A 19861-nucleotide genomic window follows, 5' to 3' on the forward strand; every position below is an offset into this window, starting at 1 on the left:
ATGGGTGCCTATGAAGAGCTGATCGCGTTTCAGAAAGAAACTGAGGCGCTGTCACAGATTGCCGGGCGACTGGGCTGGGATCAGGAAACCATGATGCCGAAAGGGGCCGCAGGGCAACGGGCAGAGGAAATGGCCGTGTTGGAGGGTGTTTTGCATGCCCGCCGGACGGATCCGAGGCTTGGCGATTGGTTGACGGCGATTGACGATACTGGGCTCGATCAAATCGGGCAGGCGACGCTGCGCCACATCCGGCGAGATCATGCGCGTAATGCCAAGGTGCCCGCCGACTTGGCGGCGGCATTGGCGCGGGAAACCAGCCTTGCACAGGGTGTTTGGGCCCAGGCACGGGCGAATGAGGATTTCGCTGCCTTTGCCCCGGTTTTGAAAACAGTTCTGTCGCTGCGTCAGGAAGAGGGGGATGCAATTGCCGATGGCGGGGATCGGTATGATGCGCTGTTGCATGATTACGAACCCGGAACCACAGCGGCGGATATTACTCGTATTTTCAATGCGATGCGCCCCGGTTTGGTGTCGCTGTTGGATCGGGTAAAGGGATCGTCGGTATCGCCTGCGCCGCTGGATGGCCATTTTGATGAAGCGGCGCAGATACGCATGGGGCGCGAACTGGCCCGGACCTTTGGCTATGACTTTGACCGCGGGCGGCTGGATAAGGCGGTGCACCCGTTTTCATCGGGGTCCGGGACGGATGTTCGGATCACGACTCGGACAGCTGAGAATGATCCATTCAATTGTTTTTATTCGACAATTCATGAGGTTGGTCATGCTTGTTATGAGCAGGGAATTGACGCGGCCTATGCGTTAACGCCGCTGGGCCAAGGCGTGTCGATGGGCGTGCATGAAAGCCAGAGCCGGATTTATGAGAATCAGATCGGGCGCGGGCGTGCCTTTACCGGGCGGCTGTTCAAACGGATGCAGGCGGAGTTCGGGGATTTCGGTGTGGCAGATGCCGATGCGTTTTACGGCACAGTCAACCGGGTCGCACCGGGCTATATCCGGACAGAGGCGGACGAGCTGCAATATAACCTGCATGTGATGCTGCGCTATGATCTGGAACGCGATCTGGTGTCCGGTGCGCTGGATGTGGATGACCTTCCATCTGCTTGGAATAAAAGATTTTTATCGGATTTCGGCGTGGCGGTGGACAAGCCGTCAAACGGCTGTTTGCAGGATGTGCACTGGTCTGTCGGATTGTTCGGATATTTCCCGACGTATAGCCTGGGTAATGTTTATGCGGGCTGTTTGAACCAGGCGATGCGGGCCGCGGTTCCCAATCTGGATGACGCGTTGGCGCAGGGTGATACATCACCCGCGACAGAATGGCTGCTCGACAATGTGCAGGTCCATGGTGGGTTGTATGAGCCGCAAGACGTGATTGAACGGGCCTGTGGATTTGCGCCAAGTGAGGCGCCGCTGCTGAGCTATCTGGAGGCGAAATTCAGCGAAATCTACAGGCTGTAACGCGTCGGTATTTTGTCGGTATTACGACTGTGGGGATTTGAGGTGCTAAGGTGAACACAGATGACCTAAACACGTTTCTTAAGGAGCAGTTCCCGCAAGTGGTAGGGAAGTATCACGTTGCCGATGTGACGGATGCGGGGGTGGCCCTGATTGCAACGCCGGATGACTCTGACCTGCGCCCAGGTGGGACACTGTCCGGGCCGTCTTTGTTCGGGCTTGCCGATGTGGCATTCTATTTGGCGATACTATCCCGGATCGGACCAGAGGCGCTGACGGTCACCACGAATTGTTCCATCGATTTCATGCGCAAACCGGCCGCCGGTCAGCCCCTGCGGGCAGAGGCGCGGATTTTGAAGCTGGGCAAGGTGCTGGCCGTTGGCGATGTGCTGATCTATTCCGACGGGCAGGAGGCACCCGTGGCACGGGCAAGCCTGACCTATTCGATCCCGCCAAAATCAAATTGATATCCGAAACGTGGAAGGGCCGGGATCATACCGGCCAACCCGTGGATGAGTTGCGCACTATTCCTGCCAAAATCTCTTGGCGATTTCGGCATCCGCCTGTTGCGGGGATACGTCGATATCTGCCAGACGCGTGCGATCCAGCCGGGCAAGCGCCTTGCGGGTTCGCGCGCGTCTGTCCCATTTCGCAACAATCACAGCAAATTCAATTGCCCACTCTGCAATAACCGGAAGAGGTTGATTTTGCATTTGGAAGAGGTAGTGCAGGCCTCGGTTTGCTGATTGTACCATGGGAATCTCCAATTTGTATTGATACAATGTGAATGATCTGATATCACCTTGATACAAAAGCGGAGTGTATATGAACAGGAAAACATTGTGACTGATACAATTTGGCCGCCAAGCTTTGAAAATACCAGCGAAGCAAAGTACATTGTATTGATACAATCTCTCCGTGTTGCAATCCGATCCGGGGAGTTGGTAGCAGGCACACGTCTGCCACCGGTCCGGGAATTGGCGTGGCAGTTGCAGATCACGCCGGGCACCGTCGCGCGGGCCTATAAAATGGCGGTCGAAGAGGGATTGCTGGTAACCACGGTAGGTCGGGGCACGTTTGTTTCTGACGGCAAGCGATCAGAAAGGATCGACACCACCCCGCCCTTGATCTCTCCCGGTCAAAGCGAGGACCTGCAGTTTCGCGGTGTGCGCGTGCCTAATGTTGGTCAAGAGCCGGTGTTGCGGAATCTGATGATTGAGGTGGCTAAAGAAAGCACAAACAACCTGATCGATTGCACGACACCTAAGCTGGATCATTCCGCCCGAGAGGCTGTCGTGCGCTGGATTGGGCAAAACCGTGCCGGAAGAATTACGGGTGACGACATTGTTTTGGGGCTAGGGGCGCAGCATTCCGTTATTCTGGCGCTACAGGCCATCCTATATGGTCCCGCCCCGATTATACTGACAGAGGAGTTGGGCTATCCCGGTATTCGCCATGCGGGGCGGTTGTTGCGCGCCCGGGTGATTGGCGTGGAAATGGATCAGGATGGGATACGCCCCGACCGGTTGGAGGATGTTCTGAAAAAAACCGGGGGGCAGGTGTTGCTGACCTCTGCCGAGGTGCACAGCCCGACGACGATCTGCACCACTGACCGACGCCGGGCTGAAATTGCTGGTCTGGCCCAAAGATACAATCTGCAGATTGTCGAAGATGATTGTTATCATCTGACGCGATCGGAAAAACCCACCTATCGCAGTTTGTGCCCGGAACGGGCCTGGTATGTTTCGTCGCTGACGAAAACGGTTTCAGCATCGTTACGATTTGGGTTTGTGGCTTGTGCCAAGGGGCAAAGCGCGGCGGGGAGGAACGCTGCCCAGTCGTCGTTTTATGGCTTGCCGATCCCGATGTTGGATCTGTGTCAGCGTCTGATTGACAGTGGAGAGGCCGAAAGGTTGCGCGGTTTGGCCGAGCAAGCCATCGCCAGACGTGTCAGGCAGGCGGTCAATATACTGGGAAAGTGGGATATCAGCTGGCGTCATGATGCGCAGTTTATCTGGCTGAAACTACCAAATGGCTGGCGGGGGTCGACATTCGTATTGGCCTGTGGTGCACAGGGCATCCAGGTTAAGTCCGCTGATGAGTTTTCGCTGTCGGACGGGCAGGCCCCAAATGCGGTGCGGATCGGGTTAAACCCCGATTTACCGGATGCGGAGTTTGAGGGCGCATTGCGCAAGATGTCTGAAATTCTGGGTAAACCGCCGAATATGGTCGATGTTTAATGGGGTAAAATAATACCTAATTTATAAGTAATTGAAAACAATCTATTAATACAACAAAACCGATGTTGACTGTGCGCTGGAATGCTCTAAAACCCGCCCATCTAATACCAGTCGGGGAAATCCCCGTCGAATCCTGACAGATATGGGTCAAGACACATGAAAACCTTTACCGCTACTCCGGCGGATATCGACAAGAAATGGATCCTGATCGACGCCGAGGGCGTTGTTCTGGGCCGTTTGGCATCGATCATCGCCATGCGCCTGCGCGGCAAGCACAAGGCCACTTTCACACCGCACATGGATATGGGCGACAACGTGATTGTCATCAACGCTGATAAAATTCAGCTGACTGGCAAAAAGCGCAGCGACAAAACCTATTACTGGCACACTGGCCACCCGGGCGGCATCAAACAACGCACCGCTGACCAGATCCTGGAAGGCGCACATCCAGAGCGCGTTGTGACGCAAGCCGTCAAGCGCATGCTGCCGGGCAACAAATTGTCACGTGAGCTGATGACCAACCTGCGCGTTTATGCAGGTGCCGAACATGGGCACGAAGCACAACAGCCGGAAGTGCTGGATGTGAAATCCATGAACTCCAAAAACACACGGAGCGCATAACAATGGCTGAAGAAATCAAATCTCTGGAAGAGCTGAACGCAGCCGTTGACGGCGTTGAAGCTGTTGCCGAAGTTGCCGCCCCGCGTGAGCCTGTTCGTGACGATCTGGGTCGTTCCTATGCAACTGGTAAGCGGAAAGATGCGGTTGCCCGCGTCTGGATCAAGCCGGGTTCCGGCAAGGTCACTGTGAACGGCAAGGAAATGAACGCCTATTTCGCCCGTCCGGTTCTGCAAATGATCCTGGCGCAACCGTTCACCATCGCTGGTGTTGAAGGTGAGTTTGACGTTCAAGCCACCGTCAAAGGCGGCGGTCTGTCTGGTCAGGCCGGTGCTGTGAAACACGGTATCTCCAAAGCTCTGCAGCTTTACGATCCCGCCCTGCGCGCCCCGCTGAAGGCCGCTGGCTTCCTGACCCGCGACTCGCGTGTTGTGGAACGGAAGAAATACGGTAAGCGCAAAGCGCGCCGGAGCTTCCAGTTCTCCAAGCGTTAACTTGCTGGATATGGTTATGGAAAAGGCCGCCTTTGGGGCGGCCTTTTTGTTTTAGGGTAGCTGCAAGTATTCGTCGTACTCGAATACGGTTTTAAATCCGAGCTTCTCGTAAACCGGCCTGCCCATTTCGGTGGCTTGCAAGATGACCTGTGTCGCGCCGCGACGTTTGCCTTCTGTCATGGCGTGGTGCGTCAAGGCGGAACCGATGCCGAGTTTGCGCGCCTCGGGCTGGGTGGCGATGGCATATAGCCCGGCGAGCTCTCCGGCCATTACAGTGGAGCTGACACCAACGGGTTTGCCATTCAGGTGGCCGGTGAAGCGAATCTGATCGGCCATCTCGCCGTCGGGAATGGCGGTTTCGTGTTTGCACATGGCGGGGGTCGCGTCTGGATCGAGCCCGAAGGCTTCCCATGTTAAACTGCCCCAACCGTGGTTTTGGGTGGCGTCATCTGATCCTGTGATCTGAAAGTTCGGGATGTCGGGCCGAGTGGTGAGGTTAGACAGATCGGCCAACATCGCAGGCTGCACACCCTCGAAATGAAGGCCTGCGGCCTCGATCAATTCCTTGATCGCCGGGCTTTTGGCGTTGGGGCTGACGCGCCAAAGTACCGGCATGCCGCTGCGTTTGGTGAAATCCGCCCCGATCTTGAACACCTCTTGAAACGTGTGGGTGTTGGGTTCGGTCAGGTTGACGGAGTTGAACAGGAAGAGTGGAATGTCAGTGAAAATCAGCGTCGCACCGGGCAGTTCGTGATAGTGCGACCAGGCATTCTTGCCGTAAGCCCCCCAGTAGGCGAGCATGTTGATGTCCATTCTGCGGATCAGGTCTGGATCAAGTGACATGATGAATCCCCCGCGGCGCAATTGTTTTGTGGATCAAATTGCGACCGGCTGAAGGATTCTGGCCTTGAGAACTCAGCCGCGTTGATCCTGGGGGAAGTATACTTGAAGTTCAGTAAATTGATAACAGTTTGGCAGGGTCACGATACAAAACGCGGGGCCTGGTAGCCCCGTGACCTATGCCACCACCCTTAACCGGTCCACATCCTTGAACGACACCAGTTTCTGCTGTGCCTCATCCCACAGGTTCAGTTTTACGCAGGCCAGGCTTTCACGGATGGTCAGGTGTTGGGCGTCGGCGAGCTCTGGGTTGTCGCGGATGACTTCGGTCAGGCGGTAGAACGGGATGCGACTGTAGAGGTGGTGGACGTGGTGGATGCCGATATTGCCGCTGAACCATTGCAGGACAGGCGGCAGGATATAGTGGGAGCTGCCGTGAAGGGCTGCATCGTGGACTTGCCAGTCATCGCCGTCGGACCAATGCGTTTCTTCGAACTGGTGCTGCACGTAAAACAGCCACATGCCCAGCGTGGCGGCGACAATGACGGAGGGAACAAAGACCGCGAAAAGCGTGACCGCGCCGCCGAAATAGGTGATGCCGCTGATCAGGGCGATAAGGGCGACGTTGGTGCCCAGGGCGCTGATCCAGTATTTTTTGCCGGACCGCGTCAGGCCCAGGGGCAGGCGGTTTTGCAGGAAAAACAGATAGGTGGGCACAAAGCCAAACAGAAATAGTGGATGACGGTACATTCTGTACTGCAATCGCCCCAAACCGGAACGGGCCTGATATTCGGCGACTGTCAACGTGTAGATGTCGCCAATCCCGCGCTGATCCAGATTGCCGGATGCGGCGTGGTGGATGGCGTGGGTTTTTTGCCAAACGTCATAGGGGGTCAGGGTCAGAACACCGATGCAGCGGCCGATCCAATCGCCCACGCGTTTGTTTTTGAACAATCCGCCATGGCCGCAATCGTGCTGGATGATGAAGAGACGCACCAGAAACGCACCGTTGAACATTGAAACGACCAAGGACAGCCAGATGCTGACCGACAGCAGCCACCACGCCGCCGCCCATAGCGTCAATAGGGGCAGGAAGCTGGCGCAAAGTTCAAACGTGCTGCGCGCCTGATTGGGCTCGCGGTATTGCGCCAGAATTCTGACCCAGTCGCGGGCGCTGGGAAGGTCTTCGATGTTTTCGGCTAAGGACATATATTCGTTTCTTGTATCTGGGCATCAATGATGCTGGGCCATGACACAAGCGCGTGCCGCGACGTTGAAGGGTTAGCGATTTCTGTCGCTGGTGAACCGTGCGGCCTCTGATGCGGCTTTGCGGATGGCCTTGGATTTGTTGACGGTTTCCTGAAATTCCGCCTCTGGGTCGGAATCGTAAACGACGCCGCCGCCCGCTTGTATATAGAGTTTTTCGTCTTTTACCACGGCGGTGCGCAGGGCGATGCACATATCCATGTCGCCATTGGCGGCGAAATATCCGCAGCCGCCACCATAGACGCCGCGTTTTTCAGGCTCTAACTCATCAATGATTTCCATGGCGCGAACCTTGGGCGCGCCAGAGACCGTGCCGGCAGGCATCCCCGCAAAGAAGGCCGAAAGTGCGTCCTGATCGTCGGCCAATTCGCCCACGACGTTTGAGACGATATGCATGACGTGGCTGTAATGTTCGACGACGAATTCTTCGGTCGGGCGGACGGTACCGATCTTGGCCACGCGGCCCACATCGTTGCGGCCCAGATCCAACAGCATCAGGTGTTCGGCCAGTTCTTTCTTGTCGGATAAAAGATCCGCCTCTAGCGCACGGTCCTCTTCAGGCGTAGCGCCGCGGTGACGGGTGCCGGCGATGGGGCGGATGGTGATTTCATTGCCAAAGACACGCACCAGGATTTCGGGGCTGGCGCCCACCACCTGAAAGCCGCCGAAGTTGAAGAAGAACATGAAGGGCGACGGGTTGGTGCGGCGCAGCGAGCGGTAAAGCGCGAAAGGCGGCAGGGGGAAATCCTGCGTCCAGCGTTGGGCCGGGACGACCTGAAAGATATCACCGGCCTTGATGTATTCCTTGGCCTTGTTAACGGCGTCCTTATAGCCCTGATGGGTGAAGTTTGAAGTGAGTTCACCCAGCTCGGCCTCGTGCCCCAGATCGCGGGAGTCGCTGATGGCGTTGCGTTCCAGATCGCGCACTGCGTCCATGACCCGTTCGGCAGCTTGTGCATAGGCCGCTTTGGCCGATTGACCATCGGTTGACCAGGCTGGCGATACGACGATCACGTCGCCCTTTACCCCATCCAGCACGGCCACGACGGATGGGCGCAACAGCATTGCATCCGGTACGCCCAGCGGGTCTGGGTTGATATCAGGAAGGTGTTCCACCAACCGGATCATGTCATAGCCCAGATATCCGAAAAGCCCGGCAGAGGCAGAGGGCAGGTCTGCGGGCATGTCGATGCGGCTTTCATCAATCAACGCCCGCAGCGATGTCAGGGGATCGGTGGTCTCATCCACAAAAGCCTGGCCATCATAACGGGCCTGGCGATTTATCCGGGCCTGAGTGCCCCGGCACTCCCAGATCAGGTCAGGCTTCATCCCGACGATGGAATAGCGGCCGCGCACCTCTCCGCCGGTCACGGATTCCAGCATGAAGCTGTCCTTGCCTGCGTCGGCGAGTTTCATCATCAGGCTGACGGGCGTGTCCAGATCAGCGGCGAGGCGGGCATAGACGACTTGGTTCTGGCCGCCCTTATAGGCGGTTTCAAAGTCAGAGTAGGAGGGGCTGAGTTCCACTATGGCCTCACGGAAACTGGGTGTGAATTGCGTGGATCGCTGATTGATCGCGGCGGATGCGTGCATCCAACTGCAGCGCGCGGATAAAGGCGGCAAAGATATCCTGAGACAACGTTTGCGAGATCGCCTCGTTCACCGACGCGAGGGTTTCCGCATGTTCGTCGGCAGACAGATCAGCCGGGGTAACGGCGGTTACTTTGACGACGATTGCAGCATTTTCCGATGGGATGCTGCGCGTGGCGTCAATATCGGTGGCAAACACATCATTCATGAAGTTCGGCGGTGTTTCTTCGACAAAGGCTGTGCGGCGCAGATCGGTTTCGGTGCGTTCTGTCAGCCCCAGATCGACAAAGCTGGCCCCGCCCTCTATCTGTGTGGCCAGTTCCGCGGCGTTTTCATTCAGCAGGCGTTGGGTTTCTGCAGCGGTCCAGCCGGCCACCACGTCATCACGAACCGTATCCAGTGGCTGCAGCGTTGGGGGGACTGTTTCGTCAAGACGCAAAGCGAAAACCCCGCCATCTACCAGCTCTGTCACTTCGGCAAAGTCGTTTTCTGTGACAGCTATGGCGGCGCTGCGGAAGGCCTCGTACCCGGCGATGCCATCTTCGGAATTGACGGTCCAGTCGATCTGACCGGTTTGCATTTCAGTCTCTGCTGCGACCTCTTCAACAGTGGCCCCTTCGGCCAGCAGATCCTCAATGGTTTGGACCTGATCCTCGATCACGCGTTTGGCGCGGTCGAGGGCAAATTCAGACAGAAGATCAGCGCGGGCATCTTCGAAACTGGTTTCCTGGGCATTCAGGATACCGTTCATGCGGTAGATGGCCGGGCCAAGGTTGGATGGCTGTGGATCAGTGTAATCGCCGGGTTCTGCAAGGGCGAAGACGGCCTCTGCGGCACCCGCCAGTTGTTCGGTGCTGACATCGCCCAGATCAATGTCGGACAGGGACAGGCCACGTTCGGCGACAAGGGCATTAAACTTGATCTCGCCAGATGTCAGGCGGGCATGGGCGGCAGTCGCGGCCGCGTCATTTTCAAAGATCAGGCGTTCGACAAGGCGACGTTCAGGGACGCGGTAATCCTCGATCCGTTCGTCGTAGAGCGCTTGCAGGGCATCCTCATCCACCTCGATCGTGTCGACCAGCATGTTTGGCGTCAGCCACGCATAGGTGATTTTCTTGATTTCCGCGCTGGTAAAGGTTGCGGGGTTATCATCGTAGAAACTTTGCAACTGTTCTTCGGTCGGTGCGGGAGGAGAGATGCCTTGTGTCTCTGCCGTGATTTTTGCCCAGACAAAGCTGCGTTGTTCTTCTGTATAGGCGACTAGGGCGTTTGCCATCGCGCTTTCACCCGACACACCGCCAGCGACGGCGCCTTGCAGGATGGAACGAGACAGATCCTCGCGTACGGAGTTTTCAAACTCCCGCTCGCTTAGCCCGTTTTGGCGCAGGGCAAATCGGTAGGTTTCACGGTCAAAGCTGCCGCTGAGCCCTTGGAAGGCCGGATTGGCAATCACCTGTTCCTGTACCCGGTCATCCCCGACGGACAGGCCGATCGTGGTGGTTTCGGCGTCGAGCGCGGCAGTGGCGTAGAGCCGGCCTAAAACGCGATCGGAAACACCCTGACCATAGAAGATTTGTGACATGGTGTCCGCCTGTTGCAGGGACAGGCTCTGACCTGTTTGCTGACCCATGGCACGGATTTCTTGCTGCAGTGCCAGCGCGTATTCGTTAACGGTGATTTCCTCGCCGTCTACGGATCCGATGGCGCTGAGAGAGGAGCCGAAATTTGTGACTCCAAAGCCGCCCAAACCGACAACGAGCATGGCCATCACGGCCCAGACCATCACCTTTGAAAACGAACTGTGCTTACGTTTTACTGGCTGATCATGGTCGCTTTTGCGAGACATCTGCGGGGCTCCTCAATCCTGTTTTGCCCGTCTTAGGCGGTTGTGTCCGGAGGAGCAAGAGCAGCCAGACGTTTGAAAAATTCGCCAATCTCAGTTGTGTTGATATTGGCAAAGGCGATCCGCACCTGTTCGCGCCCTGTTTTGTCTGCTTCGGGCATAAACATGGTGCCTGGCAGCAGAAGGATGCCTGCGGATTTTACCAGCCATTTCGCGAGTTCATCCGAGGGCATATCAAAAGGGTGCCGGGCATAGGCGAAATAGGCCCCGCAACCCAAAAACTGCCAGTGGTTTTGCTGGGCAAAGCCATCTTCCATGGCGCGGCGGCGAGTCAGGATTTCCTGACGTTCCGCTTCAAGCCACGTATCCAGATGATTTACCCCCCACAGGGCCGCGTGCTGGCCGATCTGGGCGGGGCAGATGGCCACAGTATCCAGAAACTTTTCCACCTGCGCCAACAGGGCAGGCGAAGACAGGATCGCCCCAACGCGGTGGCCAGTCAGGCGGTAGGATTTAGAAAAGGAATAAAGCGTGATCAGCGTTTCATCCCAATCGGGATGGGTGATCAGATAATGCGGGCGATCATCAGGCAGTAGAAAGTCGCGGTAGGTTTCATCAACGATCAGGCGGATGCGGTGCTGCTTGCAGAGATCATAGAAGGCGCGGATCAGATCGGCGGGATATTCGACGCCGCCCGGATTGTTGGGTGTGACCAGAACGATTGCTTTTGTGCGGCCTGAAATCAGGGATGTCGCACGGTCCGGATCAGGCAGCAGGTCTGTACTGGTGGGTAGGGGAATGGCCCCGATACCTTGCATATCCAGCCACATTTTATGGTTGAAATACCAAGGTGTTGGCAGGATGATCTCATCCCCCTTTTCGGCCAACACTGCAACGGTTGCGGCAAAGGCCTGATTGCAACCCGATGTGATCGCAACCTGATCGGGATTAACCGCGCCCCGGTAAAGCCGCGCCCAACGAGCGGCGAGTGCCTCGCGCAGCTCTGGCAGGCCCAGGACCGGGCCATAAAGATGCGCTTCTGGCACCGACAGGGCGGTGTCTGCCATCGCCTGGCGTAATTCAGCGGGCGGTGGGTCGACGGGGGCCGCCTGACTGACATTGATCAGCGGGCGGTCGGCGGGGAAGGTAACACCCCGAAGCCAGCGGCGCGCCTCCATCACTGGTGGGGGTGATGTGGCCAGCAGTTTCGGATTGAATGTGGTCACGAATTGATCCGCTTCTGTCAGTCGGTTCCGCGGTAGGGCTGGACATATTGCAAAGCCATGTCCCAGGGGAAGAATATCCAGGTGTCCTGGCTGACACCGGTGATGAAGGTATCGACCATGGGTTCGCCCTTGGGTTTTGCATAGACAGTCGCGAAATGAGCCTTGGGATACATGTCGCGCACCAGTTCCAGGGTTTTGCCGCTATCGACCAGATCATCGATGATCAGGATGCCTTCGCCATCACCCATCAGGTCGGCATCGGGGCCTTTCAATACCTGTGCGTCACGTTGCTGATCCTGTTTGCCGCCGCCCGAAAAATAGGATTTCACACTGATTGTATCGACGGTGCGGATATCCAATTCGCGGCTGACAATCATCGCTGGGGCCATACCGCCACGTGTAACGGCAACAACCGCTTTCCACGTGCCATCATCGGGGCCTTTGCCATCCAAACGCCAGGCGAGTGCACGGGAATCGCGGTGGATTTGATCCCAGCTGATGTGGAAGCCTTTTTCGTGGGGCAGTCTGTCGGTCATGGTTTCACCTGTCGGTCAGAAGTTTCAAGCCAAGTGCGCCCAGCATTGTCGCGGCAATCCGGTCAAGGATGGGTTTGATGTCCAAGTAGCGTTGGCGGATCGAGTGATGGCTTAGCGTCAGGGCCAGAATAAAGTAAAATGTCCATTCCAGCACCATCTGATTGGCAACGATCAGCGCCATTTGACCGTATCCGATGCCCGCGGGGAAGATCACCACAATGACGGCTGCGGCAAAAAGAATGGATTTGGGGTTGCCCAGATTGACCAAAAATCCTGTGACAAAGGATTTACGGTCTGAGTGCGGGGCGGGGGCGATGGGCGTATGCGCATCTGTCCAGACGGCATAAGCAATATAGAGCAGATAGAACGCGCCTGTGATCCGCAGGGTCAGATATGCCCACGGGAAGATCGCGAATATCGCGTCCAGACCCAAAAGTGCAGCACCTGTCCAGCAGGCCGCCACGGTGCCCAGACCGATCCCCGTTGCAACCCCAGAGCGACGCCCATTCGCAAGCGTGTTGCGAATAGTAACCAGCATACCGGGCCCGGGACTGAGAAGAGCCGCCAGCAGCGCGATGTTAAAGGCTATGAGATGTTCGAGCTGCATGGCGACGGAGTCATACGGTGGAGATATCCGGCGCGTCGACGGCCTTCATCCCAACCACATGGTATCCAGCATCCACGTGCAGGTTTTCACCGGTGACGCCAGAGCTGAGATCAGACAGCAGATACAGCGCTGATTTTCCCACATCTTCCTGTGTCACATTGCGGCGCAGGGGGGAGTTCAGTTCGTTCCACTTCATAATGTAGCGGAAATCGCCGATGCCAGAGGCGGCGAGCGTTTTAATTGGCCCGGCAGATATAGCATTTACGCGGATGTTTTTCTTGCCCAGATCTTCGGCCAGATACATGACGCTGGCCTCAAGCGCTGCTTTGGCGACGCCCATGACATTATAGTGCGGCATCACCTGTTCGGCCCCATAGTAAGTAAGGGTCAGCATCGATCCGCCATCGGTCATCAGTTTTTCTGCGCGTTGGGCAACAGCGGTGAAGGAATAGACCGACACATCCATGGTCATGCGGAAGTTTTCCGGGCTGGTGTCGACATAGCGGCCGCGCAATTCGTTCTTGTCAGAAAAGCCGATCGCGTGAACCAGAAAATCGAGCTTGCCCCATTTCTGTTCGATCTCGGCAAAGGCCGCATCGATGGAATCTTGATCAGACACATCACAATCGATCAGCGTGTCAACACCCAAGGATTCCGCCATTGGCACCACGCGTTTTTTGAACGCATCGCCCATATAGGAAAAGGCCAGTTCAGCACCCTGTTCGGCGCAGGCCTGCGCAATGCCCCATGCAATCGATTTGTCGTTTGCGACGCCCATGATCAGGCCCCGCTTTCCTGCCATCAGTCCGTTCGACATCGGTTTCCCTCGGTTCTTTTTATATCTGTTCACTTAGCTTTAGGACATCGCAGATAGGGCTGCAAGTCTGACATGATCCGATGGACATCACTCTTCCAATGGTGGTAGCCTGAAAGCTGCTGCAACGAGGTGTGTTCATGAGCGACAAGCCATCCATTTTCGCGGGGACGGACCCGTTTGAAATTTCACGCAAATGGTTGGCGGAAGCGGAAGCTTCTGAACCAAATGATCCCAACGCCATTGCCTTGTCGACGGTGGCCCCGGACGGGATGCCCAACTGCCGGATGGTGTTGCTAAAAGAAGTCGATGACGGTGGGTTTGTCTTTTACACCAATTACGGAAGCGTAAAGGCGGGTGAATTGGACACGGGTGGCGCTGCGGCCTTTGTCATGCACTGGAAATCCCTGCGCCGTCAGATTCGGGTGCGCGGGCATATTAGCAAAATCGATGATGCGCGCGCGGATGACTATTACAAGTCGCGATCCATAAAAAGCCGCCTCGGGGCTTGGGCATCCCGGCAATCGCAACCCTTGGACTCTCGTGCCAGTTTGATGGCGACGATGGCTAAAGTGACTGCAAAACACGGCCCCAACCCCGAGCGTCCGCCGTTTTGGGGCGGATATCGAATAGAGCCGGTGGAGATTGAGTTTTGGGCGGATGGCGCCTTCCGATTGCATGACAGGTTTAGGTGGACAATCTGTGCAGATTCAGGGGAGTGGGTGGCGACAAGACTGTATCCCTGAATTTCGCGTTACGTGAAAATTTAGAGTTACTAAAACGTTAACTTTTCACTTGCATCGTAGGCATCGACCCGTGATGAAGGTAGTGTGCATAGCAAATTAACCTAACGTAAGTTATGTAGAATTAATGGAACAAGACGAAAACAGCGGGCAAATCGTCCGTGGCAAAGTAAAGTGGTTCGATCCAGGTAAGGGGTTTGGCTTTGTCGTATCCGATGATGGCGGCCCCGATATATTGTTGCATTCCAACGTCTTGAGAAATTTTGGGCAAAGCTCTGTCGCCGATGGTGCACTAATTGAAATTGAAACGCAGCAAACGAATCGCGGTGTTCAGGCGGTTGCAGTTTTAAATATCGAGCCGCCTTTGGTGCCGATCTCGACATTTGAAGATATCGAGGATCAATTATTCGAAGATGGCAGTGACGACGATCTGGAACCCGCGCGAGTCAAATGGTTTGACAAGGGCAAGGGGTTCGGGTTTGCCAATGTCTTTGGTCGTCCCGAAGATGTGTTCGTTCATATTGAGGTTTTGCGTCGGTCCGGCCTTGCAGATCTGCAACCCGGAGAGGCTGTCTGCATCCGTGTAGTTGATGGAAAACGCGGCCATATGGCGGCCCGTGTGACGGCCTGGGATTATGTGGTCAAACACGACACGGACGAAAGTTGAGGCTTTTGTTATCAGCACTGGCTGTGATTTGGGCCAGTACCGCCGCAGCTGACCAATGTTCCGAAGATTTCATTACGATTGAGGGCGACTGGGGGCGCGCAGGTTTTGATGTGCGCCTTGCGCGCGACAATCAGGTTCGTTCACGTGGCTTGATGTTTGTCGGAGAGATGCCATCGCGCGATGGCATGTTGTTTTTGTATCCAACGCCGCAGCGGGTGGGGTTCTGGATGAAAAACACGCTGATCCCTTTGGACATGTTGTTTGTCGATGCGGGGGGGGTGGTGACGCATATCCATGAAAATGCGGTGCCCGGGGATTTGACGCTGATTCCTGGCGGTGACAGGGTTGCCGGGGTTCTGGAAATCAATGGGGGCGTTGTGTCGCGTTTCGGGATCACCATAGGGTCAAAAATTGATCACCCATTTTTTGACGATGCGGCCTCTTGGCCTTGTGAAGTGAAATAAATTTAGCTGCCCGGGTCGAAGGGCCTTTTCAAACCGATGATCACGCGGTAAGAGGCCCGAGTTCGGGGCGTAGCGCAGCCTGGTAGCGCGACGGTTTTGGGTACCGTAGGTCGCAAGTTCGAATCTTGCCGTCCCGACCATTTTTCCAGACATTTTCAATTTTTGCAGCCCGATCAGGGATGAGCGCAGGAACCTGGGCGATGTGCCTGGTTCATTTGATTCCCCCCAATTCGATCCAAAGGCTCGCACGGCCCCCTGTGGCGTGACCGAAACTGTGCGTTATCCACAACAAATTTCAACACGCAGATATTTCCGAAAAAAGGGGCGCAGCGGGTCAAGTTTGTACGCTAAATACCATTATTGAAAGGATTTACCTTTGGTCGCGTATGTGAGTGAATCACCGCGGGACCCGAGCCGTCGAACCAGAATGCACTGGTCAACTGTTTTTCGGCCAAATTTTCCAAATTTAAATGTTGACCGATTATGGGTTTATACGCCAATTTGTATGAGCCGGCCGCGAAGCCACTATATATAGTAGGATCGGCCAGACAGGGATACGTTTACAGATTATCGATTCTTCGGTTTGGGCCGAAGTATTGGTCAGACAGGTTTTGTCTGGCAGGGATGTTTTGTTGTCTGCGCCTCTTCGCCCGGCACGAGATTGGTCGCATTGCGGGGCGTTTAAGATCCTGCATGCGGCTCGGGGGAAGTTCGCATGACGAGGCAGCGATAACATGAAAATTGAAAGACGTTTTACCCAAGCGGATCGTGACGCTTATGCAGATGTGCCATTTACCAGTACGTCATCAGAAATTCGCAACCCGGATGGAACCATTGTGTTCCGCCTGGATGAGGTCGAGGTTCCGGAAAAATGGAGCCAGGTTGCCTCTGACGTTATAGCACAAAAATACTTCCGCAAGGCAGGTGTTCCGGCGCGGCTGAAGAAGGTCCGCGAAAAGGATGTGCCTGAATTTCTGTGGCGTTCGGTCGCTGATGAAAAGGCGCTGGAGGAACTGCCGGTAGAGGAGCGTATCGGTGGCGAGGCCTCTGCCAAGCAGGTTTTTGACCGTCTGGCCGGTACCTGGGCCTATTGGGGTTGGAAAGGTGGCTATTTCTCAACCGAGGATGACGCCCGCGCCTATTACGACGAAATGCGCCATATGCTGGCCACCCAACGCGCAGCCCCCAACAGCCCGCAATGGTTCAACACCGGTCTGCACTGGGCCTATGGCATCGATGGTCCGGGGCAGGGGCATTACTATGTGGATTACAAAACCGGCAAATTGACCCGGTCGAAATCCTCTTATGAACACCCCCAGCCACATGCCTGTTTCATCCAATCGGTAAAGGATGATCTGGTCTCTGACGGTGGCATCATGGACCTGTGGGTGCGTGAGGCGCGTCTGTTCAAATACGGCTCTGGCACTGGCACAAACTTTTCATCACTGCGCGCTGATGGGGAATCGCTGTCTGGCGGCGGCAAGTCATCCGGCCTGATGGGATTCCTGAAAATCGGTGACCGCGCGGCTGGCGCGATCAAATCTGGTGGCACCACACGTCGCGCCGCCAAAATGGTGATCTGTGATGCCGATCACCCGGATATCGAGGAATTCATCAACTGGAAAGTCATTGAGGAACAGAAGGTCGCGTCGATCGTTGCTGGTTCCAAAATGCATGAGGAGCGCCTAAACGACATCTTCGCCGCCATCGGCACCTGGGATGGCAAGGAAGAGGACGCCTATGACCCCAGCACCAACGGAGCGCTGAAAACCGCGATCCGCAAGGCGAAAAAACGCGCGATCCCTGAAACCTATATCAAACGGGTTCTGGATTATGCGCGTCAGGGATACGCCAGCATCGAGTTTCCGACCTATGACACAGATTGGGACAGTGAAGCCTATTCTTCGGTTTCTGGTCAGAACTCCAACAACTCTATCCGTGTCACCGATGCCTTCCTGCAGGCTGTACGTGATGATGCCGATTGGGAACTGATCCGTCGGACCGATGGCAAGATTGCCAAGACGATCAAGGCACGCGATCTGTGGGAACAGATCGGTCATGCGGCCTGGGCCTGCGCCGATCCGGGAATTCAGTTCCACGATACCGTGAATGCCTGGCATACCTGCCCGGCGGATGGTGAAATTCGCGGCTCAAACCCTTGTTCTGAATACATGTTCCTGGATGATACGGCGTGTAACCTAGCCTCCATGAACCTGTTGACCTTCCTGAAGGATGGCAAGTTCCAATCCGGCGATTACATGCATGTCACCCGTCTGTGGACGCTGACTCTGGAAATCGCGGTGACCATGGCGCAGTTCCCGTCTAAGGAAATTGCGCAACTGTCCTATGACTTCCGCACTTTAGGTCTGGGTTACGCCAATATCGGTGGGCTGTTGATGAATATGGGCTATGGCTATGACAGCCCAGAGGGACGGTCTCTGTGTGGTGCCCTGACGGCGATCATGACCGGTGTGGCCTATGGCACCTCGGCTGAGATTGCTGCGGAGCTGGGACCGTTTGCGAAATACGAGAAGAACGCAGCGCATATGCTGCGCGTCATTCGTAACCACCGCTATGCCGCCTATGGAAAAACGGATGGGTATGAGGAGCTTGCGGTCAAGCCTGTACCGCTGGATCACGAAAACTGCCCTGACGCTGATTTGCTGGGCCTGTCCAAAGCAGTATGGGACCGGGCGCTGGAACTGGGCGAGGCCCACGGCTATCGCAATGCCCAAGCCACGGTGATTGCGCCCACGGGCACAATCGGTCTGGTGATGGATTGCGACACGACCGGGATCGAGCCTGATTTCGCGCTGGTGAAGTTCAAGAAACTGGCCGGTGGCGGTTATTTCAAGATCATCAACCGGTCTGTTCCTGCGGCGCTGGAGCATCTGGGCTATGGCCCCGCGCAGATCGAAGAGATCATTTCCTATGCGGTGGGTCACGCATCCCTGGGCAATTGCCCCGGCATCAACCACACCAGCCTGATCGGGCATGGGTTTGGGGCTGCACAGATTGAAAAGCTCGAGGCGGCGTTGCCATCGGCCTTTGACATCCGGTTTGTGTTCAACCAGTGGACATTGGGCGAGGAGTTCTGCACAGGCACGCTGGGTATTCCGGCAGCCAAGTTGAACGACCCGACCTTTGATTTGTTGCGCCATCTGGGCTTTACCCGTCGCGATATCGAGGCGGCCAATGATCACGTCTGCGGGACGATGACCCTGGAAGGGGCGCCGCATCTGGATCCTGAACATCTGAACATCTTCGACTGCGCCAATCCTTGCGGCAAAAAAGGCAAAAGGTTCCTGTCGGTGGATAGCCATATCTACATGATGGCTGCGGCTCAGTCGTTTATTTCGGGGGCGATCTCTAAGACGATCAACATGCCCAATGACGCAACCATCGAGGACTGCCAGAAGGCGTATGAACTGTCATGGAGCCTGGGAACGAAAGCAAACGCCCTCTACCGGGACGGCTCGAAACTCTCCCAACCTCTGGCAGCGGCGCTGGTCGAAGACGACGAAGAGGCCGAAGAGGTGCTGGCCACAGGGTCGCCGCACGAAAAAGCCGCCGTTCTGGCCGAGAAGGTGATCGAGAAAGTCATCATCAAGGAAATCGTGAAGACCGAGCGTGAAAAGATGCCGGAACGCCGCAAGGGCTATACCCAAAAGGCGATTGTCGGCGGGCACAAAGTGTATCTGCGCACGGGTGAGTACGAAGGCGGCAAGCTGGGCGAGATCTTCATCGATATGCACAAAGAGGGTGCAGGATTCCGCGCGATGATGAACAACTTTGCCATCGCCGTGTCGGTGGGCCTGCAATACGGTGTGCCGTTGGAAGAGTTCGTGGATGCCTTCACCTTCACCAAGTTTGAACCGGCGGGCATGGTGCAAGGCAACGATTCAATCAAGAATGCCACGTCCATTCTGGATTACATCTTCCGCGAACTGGCCGTGTCTTATCTGGATCGCACCGATCTGGCACATGTGAAGCCAGAAGGGGCGAGCTTTGACGATCTGGCAACCGGTGAAGAGCTGAAATCGGGTGACGCAAATGTCGCTGAAGTCAGTGAAAGTGCAGCCAGCAAGTCCTTGGAAGTGCTGAAACAAATTTCCTCCTCGGGGTATCTGCGTAAACGGGTCCCTCAGGAACTTGTGGTGCTGCAGGGGGGCATGGGGGCCACGGCGCTGGACATGTCAGGTGATGCCTCTGCAGCATTGCAAACTTTGGTGCCAGAGGCAGCGACTGCAAGTACCGCCATCGCCAGCGGCACCGTCGCCATGGACGCCCGCGTCAAAGCCAAGATGCAGGGTTATGAGGGCGATCCATGCGGCGATTGCGGCAACTATACGCTGGTGCGCAACGGCACCTGCATGAAGTGCAACACTTGCGGGGCGACCAGCGGGTGTAGCTGAGAAATTGAAAGTTGGGGAGCAG

18 protein-coding genes and 1 tRNA gene are annotated in these 19861 nt (G+C 56.1%); 10 read left to right on the forward strand and 9 right to left on the reverse strand.

Features of this window, described 5'->3' with window-relative positions:
• Together AC2D8P_RS00270 and AC2D8P_RS00275 are read left to right on the forward strand one after the other, a co-directional pair.
• Window positions 1-1479 carry a carboxypeptidase M32 gene (locus AC2D8P_RS00270; protein WP_484699426.1) on the forward strand — a complete coding sequence of 493 codons (1479 nt, stop codon included), beginning with the start codon at window positions 1-3 and terminating at the stop codon, window positions 1477-1479.
• Between the two features lie 50 nt (window positions 1480-1529).
• Window positions 1530-1943: a PaaI family thioesterase gene (locus AC2D8P_RS00275; RefSeq protein WP_484699427.1), complete on the forward strand. Its 414-nt coding sequence runs from the start codon at window positions 1530-1532 to the stop codon at window positions 1941-1943.
• A gap of 57 nt (window positions 1944-2000) precedes the next feature.
• On the opposite strand, the gene AC2D8P_RS00280 is transcribed toward AC2D8P_RS00275, so the two are convergent.
• Entirely contained in the window at window positions 2001-2231 is a 231-nt protein-coding gene (locus AC2D8P_RS00280; RefSeq protein WP_484699429.1) for a DUF1127 domain-containing protein, read from the reverse strand.
• 87 nt (window positions 2232-2318) lie between these two features.
• On the opposite strand from AC2D8P_RS00280, the gene AC2D8P_RS00285 reads away from it, so the two are divergent.
• The 3 genes from AC2D8P_RS00285 (at window position 2319) to rpsI (ending at window position 4828) form a co-directional block, all read left to right on the forward strand.
• The gene (locus AC2D8P_RS00285) at window positions 2319-3716 is read left to right on the forward strand and encodes an aminotransferase-like domain-containing protein (protein ID WP_484699430.1); all 1398 of its coding nucleotides are present in this window, start codon (window positions 2319-2321) and stop codon (window positions 3714-3716) included.
• 156 nt (window positions 3717-3872) lie between these two features.
• Window positions 3873-4337 carry a 50S ribosomal protein L13 gene (gene rplM, locus AC2D8P_RS00290; protein ID WP_484699431.1) on the forward strand — a complete coding sequence of 155 codons (465 nt, stop codon included), beginning with the start codon at window positions 3873-3875 and terminating at the stop codon, window positions 4335-4337.
• A 2-nt stretch (window positions 4338-4339) separates the two neighbouring features.
• The gene (rpsI, locus tag AC2D8P_RS00295; protein ID WP_484699433.1) at window positions 4340-4828 is read left to right on the forward strand and encodes a 30S ribosomal protein S9; all 489 of its coding nucleotides are present in this window, start codon (window positions 4340-4342) and stop codon (window positions 4826-4828) included.
• A 51-nt stretch (window positions 4829-4879) separates the two neighbouring features.
• On the opposite strand, the gene AC2D8P_RS00300 is transcribed toward rpsI, so the two are convergent.
• From AC2D8P_RS00300 to fabI, 8 genes are all read right to left on the reverse strand, one after another.
• Window positions 4880-5671: a GNAT family N-acetyltransferase gene (locus tag AC2D8P_RS00300; RefSeq protein WP_484699435.1), complete on the reverse strand. Its 792-nt coding sequence runs from the start codon at window positions 5669-5671 to the stop codon at window positions 4880-4882.
• 174 nt (window positions 5672-5845) lie between these two features.
• Window positions 5846-6877 (reverse strand): fatty acid desaturase, encoded by a 1032-nt coding sequence (locus tag AC2D8P_RS00305; RefSeq protein ID WP_484699436.1) that lies wholly within the window; start codon window positions 6875-6877, stop codon window positions 5846-5848.
• Between the two features lie 72 nt (window positions 6878-6949).
• A complete protein-coding gene (gene trpE, locus AC2D8P_RS00310; RefSeq protein ID WP_484700562.1) occupies window positions 6950-8464 on the reverse strand; it encodes an anthranilate synthase component I in 1515 nt (504 codons plus the stop codon).
• A gap of 4 nt (window positions 8465-8468) precedes the next feature.
• Window positions 8469-10370: a peptidyl-prolyl cis-trans isomerase gene (locus tag AC2D8P_RS00315; RefSeq protein ID WP_484699437.1), complete on the reverse strand. Its 1902-nt coding sequence runs from the start codon at window positions 10368-10370 to the stop codon at window positions 8469-8471.
• 32 nt (window positions 10371-10402) lie between these two features.
• Window positions 10403-11593, reverse strand: a complete 1191-nt coding sequence (locus tag AC2D8P_RS00320) for an aminotransferase (protein ID WP_484699439.1) — start codon at window positions 11591-11593, stop codon at window positions 10403-10405.
• A gap of 17 nt (window positions 11594-11610) precedes the next feature.
• A complete protein-coding gene (gene gpt / locus AC2D8P_RS00325) occupies window positions 11611-12129 on the reverse strand; it encodes a xanthine phosphoribosyltransferase (RefSeq protein WP_484699440.1) in 519 nt (172 codons plus the stop codon).
• Between the two features lie 4 nt (window positions 12130-12133).
• Window positions 12134-12736: a LysE family translocator gene (locus tag AC2D8P_RS00330; protein ID WP_484699442.1), complete on the reverse strand. Its 603-nt coding sequence runs from the start codon at window positions 12734-12736 to the stop codon at window positions 12134-12136.
• A 10-nt stretch (window positions 12737-12746) separates the two neighbouring features.
• Window positions 12747-13553: an enoyl-ACP reductase FabI gene (fabI, locus tag AC2D8P_RS00335; protein ID WP_484699443.1), complete on the reverse strand. Its 807-nt coding sequence runs from the start codon at window positions 13551-13553 to the stop codon at window positions 12747-12749.
• 137 nt (window positions 13554-13690) lie between these two features.
• On the opposite strand from fabI, the gene pdxH reads away from it, so the two are divergent.
• The 5 genes from pdxH (at window position 13691) to AC2D8P_RS00360 (ending at window position 19839) form a co-directional block, all read left to right on the forward strand.
• A complete protein-coding gene (gene pdxH / locus AC2D8P_RS00340; RefSeq protein ID WP_484699445.1) occupies window positions 13691-14296 on the forward strand; it encodes a pyridoxamine 5'-phosphate oxidase in 606 nt (201 codons plus the stop codon).
• A 124-nt stretch (window positions 14297-14420) separates the two neighbouring features.
• Window positions 14421-14960, forward strand: a complete 540-nt coding sequence (locus AC2D8P_RS00345) for a cold-shock protein (protein ID WP_484699447.1) — start codon at window positions 14421-14423, stop codon at window positions 14958-14960.
• The gene (locus AC2D8P_RS00350) at window positions 14957-15424 is read left to right on the forward strand and encodes a DUF192 domain-containing protein (RefSeq protein WP_484699449.1); all 468 of its coding nucleotides are present in this window, start codon (window positions 14957-14959) and stop codon (window positions 15422-15424) included. The genes AC2D8P_RS00345 and AC2D8P_RS00350 overlap by 4 nt, the downstream gene beginning before the upstream one ends.
• A gap of 63 nt (window positions 15425-15487) precedes the next feature.
• Window positions 15488-15564, forward strand: a tRNA-Pro gene (locus AC2D8P_RS00355).
• A 594-nt stretch (window positions 15565-16158) separates the two neighbouring features.
• Window positions 16159-19839, forward strand: coding sequence for a vitamin B12-dependent ribonucleotide reductase (locus AC2D8P_RS00360; RefSeq protein WP_484699451.1), 3681 nt, complete (start codon window positions 16159-16161; stop codon window positions 19837-19839).
• Window positions 19840-19861: the final 22 nt, after the last annotated feature.

It is taken from the genome of Roseovarius sp. YIN77, from assembly GCF_057219155.1.